Annotated in this window: 6 protein-coding genes; 5 read left to right on the plus strand and 1 reads right to left on the minus strand. The window is 71.9% G+C overall.

Going from position 1 to position 5,955, the window contains the following annotated elements:
• Positions 1 to 18: 18 nt before the first annotated feature.
• Positions 19 to 960, minus strand: a complete 942-nt coding sequence (locus HAV40_RS37780) for a C40 family peptidase (RefSeq protein ID WP_166389128.1) — start codon at positions 958 to 960, stop codon at positions 19 to 21.
• A 158-nt stretch (positions 961 to 1,118) separates the two neighbouring features.
• Here HAV40_RS37780 and HAV40_RS38770 point away from each other — a divergent pair, with 158 nt between their 5' ends.
• The 5 genes from HAV40_RS38770 (at position 1,119) to ddaH (ending at position 5,837) form a co-directional block, all read left to right on the plus strand.
• Positions 1,119 to 1,421, plus strand: coding sequence for a metal-sensitive transcriptional regulator (locus tag HAV40_RS38770; protein WP_275413532.1), 303 nt, complete (start codon positions 1,119 to 1,121; stop codon positions 1,419 to 1,421).
• A 17-nt stretch (positions 1,422 to 1,438) separates the two neighbouring features.
• The gene (locus HAV40_RS37790) at positions 1,439 to 1,657 is read left to right on the plus strand and encodes a heavy-metal-associated domain-containing protein (protein ID WP_166389130.1); all 219 of its coding nucleotides are present in this window, start codon (positions 1,439 to 1,441) and stop codon (positions 1,655 to 1,657) included.
• Complete coding sequence (locus tag HAV40_RS37795; protein ID WP_239086998.1) at positions 1,650 to 2,621, plus strand: hypothetical protein; 972 nt, start codon at positions 1,650 to 1,652, stop codon at positions 2,619 to 2,621. The genes HAV40_RS37790 and HAV40_RS37795 overlap by 8 nt, the downstream gene beginning before the upstream one ends.
• A 13-nt stretch (positions 2,622 to 2,634) precedes the next feature.
• Positions 2,635 to 4,839, plus strand: coding sequence for a heavy metal translocating P-type ATPase (locus tag HAV40_RS37800; RefSeq protein ID WP_166389131.1), 2,205 nt, complete (start codon positions 2,635 to 2,637; stop codon positions 4,837 to 4,839).
• Between the two features lie 152 nt (positions 4,840 to 4,991).
• Positions 4,992 to 5,837: a dimethylargininase gene (gene ddaH / locus HAV40_RS37805; protein WP_338076465.1), complete on the plus strand. Its 846-nt coding sequence runs from the start codon at positions 4,992 to 4,994 to the stop codon at positions 5,835 to 5,837.
• Positions 5,838 to 5,955 lie beyond the last annotated feature (118 nt).

Below are 5,955 nucleotides of genomic sequence, written 5' to 3' on the forward strand. Positions count from 1 at the left end.
GGGCGGGGTGGGTGGGGGTCAGGGGGTGGAGAGGACTACGCGGCCGTAGCTGTTGATGGGGAGGGAGTCGATGGGGTCTACGCGGACCTGTTCGCCGAATTGGGGGGCGTGGACCATTTTGTTGCCACCCAGGTAGATGCCTACGTGGTGGACGTCGCGGTAGAAGAAGATGAGGTCGCCGGGGACGAGCTGGCCTCGGGTGATGGTGCGGGCGCGCTGCTGCTGGCGGCCGGAGCTGTGCGGCAGCTGGATGCCGATGGTGCGGAACGTGGCGGCGACCAGCCCTGAGCAGTCGAACCCGCCGGGGCCCTCGCCCGCCCACTGGTAGTCCTTGCCGATCTGGGCGAGCGCGAACTTGAGCACCTTCTCGCTGGCTCCGGCCAGCCTGGGCACCGGTGGTTTCGCCCGGTCCTCGGTGCGGGCCAGCTGCCCGGTGGGGCCGTACGCCTTGACGCGCAGTTTCTTGAGGTCCGCGATCGCGGACTCGATCGTGGCGCGCTGGCGGCCGAGCTGCGTCTGCTGGTTCTTCTGCTGTTCGAGCAGGGCGTCCAGGGTGCGCCGGGCGGTGGCGTAGCGCTCCGAGGTGAGCGCCAGCTCGTCGATCTCGCGCTGCTGGTGCTGGGTGTACGACTTCATCAGCAGCAGCCGGTCCACGACGTCGCGGGTGGTGCCCGCGTCGAGCAGCAGTGACAGCGACATGGACCGGCTGGACCGGTATCCGGCGGCCGCGAGCCGCCCTACGGCGCCGCGACGGGAGTTGATCTGCTCCTTCAGCGGCTGGATCTGCCGTTGCAGGACCCCGGTCTGCGCGGCCGTCGTCTTGAGGTCCTCGTGGATGTCGTGGTATTTCTCCACGACCTGCTCCAGCTGGTCGGACTTGGTGCGGATCTGGCGGTCGAGGTCGGCGTTCGACGGTTGCGCGTGTGCGCCGCCCGCCAGGAGCACGGTCGACGCGATCATCGTCGCGCCTGCCCATAACACGAGGCGGCGCGTGGCGGAGTACGACACGTGGTCTATAACGACAAAAGTGCATGATCGGTGCAACGTGGTCGGGGAGAGGTGTCGAGCGACACTCGGCGCGTCTTGGCGAGGGTACCCCCAGGGGGTATGGTGAAATCGTGGAGAGCACGGAGAAGACCCCGGTCAGTTACGCCCATGACGACGACAAGCAGGCGCTGCTCGCGCGGCTGAAGCGCGTCGAGGGGCAGGTTCGCGGGCTGCAGCGGATGGTCGAGCAGGACACCTACTGCGTCGACGTCCTCACGCAGATCTCCGCCGCCACCCGGGCCCTCCAGGCCGTCGCGCTCGGCCTGCTGGAGGGCCACCTCAACCACTGCGTGGTGGACGCCGCCCGGCAGGGCGACCCGGCCGCCAAAGTCAAGGAAGCCACCGAGGCGATCGCTCGCCTGGTCCGGTCATAGGTCGTAGGGAGACCGCGATGTCCGTTCGCACGACATACCAGATCACCGGAATGACCTGCGGGCACTGCGCCGGTGCGGTGACCCGGGAGCTGACCGCGCTGCCCGGCGTGCGCGAGGTCGAGATCGACCTCGCCGCCGGCAACGCGGCCGTGGTCAGCGACGCCGTGCTGCCGCTCGACGAGGTGCGCAACGCGGTCGACGAGGCGGGTTACCAGCTGGCCGGCGTCGATGCCTGAGCAGCGGACGGCAGAGGCGCCCGCGCAGGCCCCGGTCGTACGCGCCCAGGCGGCCCGCCCCGGCGACACGGCGGGCACCAAGCTCGGCATGTTCGTCGGCGGGCTGATCGTGGCGCTGGTCGTCGGGTTCACCCTCGGCAAGGTGCTCGGCCCGGCCGAGAGCCCGACCCAGGGGGCCACCACCGGTGCCCCGGCCGCGTCGACCGACGCGATGGGCATGGGCGGCGCACACGTGCACGCCCCGGGCGCGAGTGCCGGTTCCGAGGTCGGCGGCTTGGCGGTGAGCAGCGGCGGCTACACGCTGGCCCCGGCGGCGACGGTGTTCGACGCGCCCGGCCCGCAGCAACTCACGTTCGTGGTCAACGGGGCGGACGGCAAACCGGTCACCGACTTCGCGGTGGTGCACGACAAGCCGCTGCACCTGGTCGTGGTGCGCCGGGACATGACCGGCTACCAGCACCTGCACCCGACGATGGCGGCCGACGGCGTCTGGACGGTGCGGGCCGACCTGGCCACGGCGGGCCCCTGGCGGGCGTACGCCGACTTCACCGCGGTCGCCGCAGGCGGCACGCAGACCGCCATCGCGCTCGGCACCGACCTGACCGTCGCCGGTGACTACCGCCCGCAGCCGCTGCCCGCGGCGGCTCGGGAGGCCTCCGCCGACGGCCTGACCGTCGGCTACGAGGGGACCCCGGTCATCGGGGCCAGCCAGCCGATGCTGTTCACGGTCAAGCAGGGCGGGGCGACCGCCACGCTGGAGCCCTACCTCGGCTCGTTCGGGCACCTGGTCGTGCTGCGTGAGCTGGACCTGGCCTACGTGCACGTGCACCCGGAGCCCGCGCTGGTCAACGGCGGCGTGAAGTTCTGGCTCGCCGCGCCGAGCCCGGGGCGTTACCGGATGTTCTTCGACTACTCGGTGGGCGGCAAGGTCCGCACGGCGCAGTACACGCTGGAAGTCAAGTAGGGGGCGACGGGTCATGGACCTGCGGCAGGCGAACGTCATCGAGCTGGACATCGGCGGGATGACCTGCGCCACCTGTGCCGGACGGGTGGAGAAGAAGCTGAACCGGGTGGACGGCGTGACCGCCACCGTCAACTACGCCACCGAGACCGCGCACGTGACGTACCCGGAGACCGTCTCCGTCGACGACCTGATCAAGGTCGTCGAGGCCACCGGGTACACGGCCGCCGTGCCGCAGCCCGCTCCCGCCGCCGACGAGGCCGCGCGGCCCGAACCGGACCCGCTCGGGCAGCGGCTGCTGATCAGCGGTCTGCTGACGCTGCCCGTGGTGCTGCTCAGCATGATCCCGGCGCTGCAGTTCAACCACTGGCAGTGGCTGGCGTTCACGCTGGCCACCCCGGTCGCGGTGTGGGGCGCGTGGCCGTTCCACCGGGCGGCGGCGCTCAACGCGCGCCACGGCGCGGCCACCATGGACACACTGATCAGCCTCGGCGTGCTGGTGTCGTACGGCTGGAGTGCCTGGGCCCTGTTCCTCGGCGGTGCGGGCATGCCGGGCATGACCATGTCGCTGACCTGGCTGGCCGCCCGTGGCGACGATCCGGGCATGCACCTCTACCTGGAGGTGGCCACCACGCTGACCACGTTCCTGCTGGCCGGGCGGTGGTTCGAGCACCGGGCCAAGCGGCGGGCGGGCTCGGCCCTGCGGGCGCTGCTGGACCTGGGCGCGAAGGACGCGGTGCTGCTGCGCAACGGCGTCGAGCAGCGGGTCCCGGTGGACCGGCTCGCGGTCGGCGACCTGTTCGTGGTGCGCCCCGGCGAGAAGATCGCGACCGACGGCGTGATCGTCGAGGGCAGCAGCGCGCTGGACACCGCCCTGCTCACCGGCGAGAGCATGCCGGTCGAGGTCGGGGTCGGCGACGCGGTCACCGGCGCGACGGTCAACGCGGGCGGGCGGCTCGTCGTGCGGGCGACCCGGGTCGGCGCGGACACCCAGCTCGCGCAGATGGCGAAACTGGTCACCGAGGCGCAGTCGGGCAAGGCGCCCGTGCAGCGGCTCGCAGACCGGATCTCCAGCGTGTTCGTGCCGGTGGTGATCGGGCTGGCGGTGGGCACGTTCGCGTTCTGGACGGCGTACGACGGCGGGGTCACCTCGGCGGCGGTCACCGCGGCGGTGGCGGTGCTGATCGTGGCGTGCCCGTGCGCGCTCGGCCTGGCCACGCCGACCGCGCTGCTGGTCGGCACCGGCCGGGGCGCCCAGCTCGGCATCCTGATCAAGGGCCCCGAGGTGCTCGAATCCACTCGCCGGGTCGACACGATCGTGCTCGACAAGACGGGCACGGTCACCACCGGCGTCATGACGCTGGCCGGCACGCTCCCGGCCGCCGGGGTCCAGGAGCAGGACCTGCTGCGGTACGCCGCAGCGGTCGAGCACGCCTCCGAGCACCCGATCGCCCGCGCCGTGGTGAACGGAGCGGCCGTCCACGGCATCGCCCCCGGTGCGGTGCGCGACTTCCAGTCCCTGCCCGGCCTGGGCGCGCAGGGCGTCGTCGAGGGCCGCAAGGTGCTGGTCGGACGCGGATCGCTGCTCGCCGAACGGGGCGTCGTGCTCGGTCAGGCTCCGGCCGACGGCGCGCGGACCGCGGTCGCGGTGGCACTGGACGGCGAGTTCGCCGGGTGGCTGCTGGTGGCGGACACCGTCAAGCCCGGCTCGGCTGCCGCGGTGGCCGAGTTCACACGGCTCGGGCTGCGGCCGGTGCTGCTGACCGGCGACGCCGAGGGTCCCGCCCGAGCGGTCGCGGCCGAGGTCGGCATCGACGAGGTCATCGCCGGGGTGCTCCCGGCCGGCAAGGTCGACGCCGTACGCCGCCTGCAGGAGCAGGGGCACACGGTGGCGATGGTCGGCGACGGGGTCAACGACGCGGCCGCGCTGGCCGCCGCCGACCTCGGGCTGGCCATGGGCACCGGCACCGACGCGGCGATCGAGGCCGCGGACCTGACGCTGGTCCGCGGGGAGCTGACGGTCGCGGCCGACGCGATCCGGCTGTCCCGGGCCACCCTGCGCACGATCAAGGGCAACCTGTTCTGGGCGTTCGCCTACAACGTGGCCGCGCTGCCGCTGGCCGCGGCAGGCCTGGTCACGCCGGTGCTGGCCGCCGCCGCGATGGCGCTGAGCAGCATCTTCGTGGTGACGAATTCGCTGCGCTTGTTCCGTTTCCGGTGACCCGTCACGGTCCGTCGCCACGCTTCCGTAAATGAACCTGCCATGTCACGCAACGGACCGCCGCCCGAAGGCGCGAAGACGCAACAGACCAGCGTAAGGACGCAATCCTTCGCGCTACTGGGCGGCGGCCCGGGTGCGTAACCTTGCTGATCGTGACAGAGCGTGACTTGATCCCCACCGCCCGGCAGTCCCGTCCGCGCACCTACCTGATGTGCGCCCCGGAGCACTTCGTCGTGGAGTACGCCATCAACCCGTGGATGGACACCACCGCGCCGGTGGACACCGCGCTCGCGGTCAAGCAGTGGGACGCGCTGCGCCAGACGATGGTCGACCTCGGCCACACGGTGCACCTGCTCACCCCGCAGGCCGGGCTCCCGGACATGGTCTTCGCGGCCAACGGCGGCTTCGTCGTCGACGGGGTCGCGTACGGCGCGAAGTTCCGCTACCCGCAGCGCGCCGACGAGGCCGCCGCGCACCGGGCCTTCTACGAGTCCCGCGACGAGTACGCCTTCGTGGCGCCGACCCAGACCAACGAGGGCGAGGGCGACTTCGCCTACCTGCCCGACGCCCACGGCGGCATCGCGCTCGCCGGGTACGGCTTCCGCACCGAGCCCGCCGCGCACGCCGAGGCCGCCGAGGCCCTGGGCCGCCCGGTGATCTCGCTGAAGCTGGTCGACCCGCGCTTCTACCACCTCGACGTCGCGCTGACCGTGCTCGACGACGAGAACATCGCCTACTACCCTGGCGCGTTCTCCGACGCGTCGCAGCGGGTCATCGCGCAGCTCTTCCCGAACGCCGTGGTCGCCGACGAGGCCGACGCCCTCGCGTTCGCCCTCAACCTGGTCAGCGACGGCCGCAACGTCGTCATCAACACCGAGTCGACCGCCTTCGCCGCCAAGCTCACCGCCGCCGGCTACCACCCCGTCCTGGTCGACCTCGCCGAGCTCAAAAGGGGCGGCGGCAGCGTCAAGTGCTGCATCGCCGAACTCCGCCCCTGACCTCTTCGTGCGGTTCGCGCGGCAACTCTTAAAAACTCGCGGCCTCAGGACAGTCCTGAGGCCGCGAGTTTTTAAGAGTTGCGCCAGGGGTGGGGCGGCCCGGCCCGCCAGGGGCGGG

It is taken from the genome of Catellatospora methionotrophica (assembly GCF_011297335.1).
Lineage (GTDB): Bacteria > Actinomycetota > Actinomycetes > Mycobacteriales > Micromonosporaceae > Catellatospora > Catellatospora methionotrophica.

What these genes read in the sequence shown, in the direction of transcription:
- HAV40_RS37795 (WP_239086998.1), top strand. Translation starts at nt 1,650, where the DNA reads ATGCCTGAGCAGCGGACGGCAGAGGCGCCCGCGCAGGCCCCGGTCGTA.
- HAV40_RS37780 (WP_166389128.1), bottom strand. Translation starts at nt 960, where the DNA reads ATGATCGCGTCGACCGTGCTCCTGGCGGGCGGCGCACACGCGCAACCG.
- HAV40_RS37790 (WP_166389130.1), top strand. Translation starts at nt 1,439, where the DNA reads ATGTCCGTTCGCACGACATACCAGATCACCGGAATGACCTGCGGGCAC.
- HAV40_RS37800 (WP_166389131.1), top strand. Translation starts at nt 2,635, where the DNA reads ATGGACCTGCGGCAGGCGAACGTCATCGAGCTGGACATCGGCGGGATG.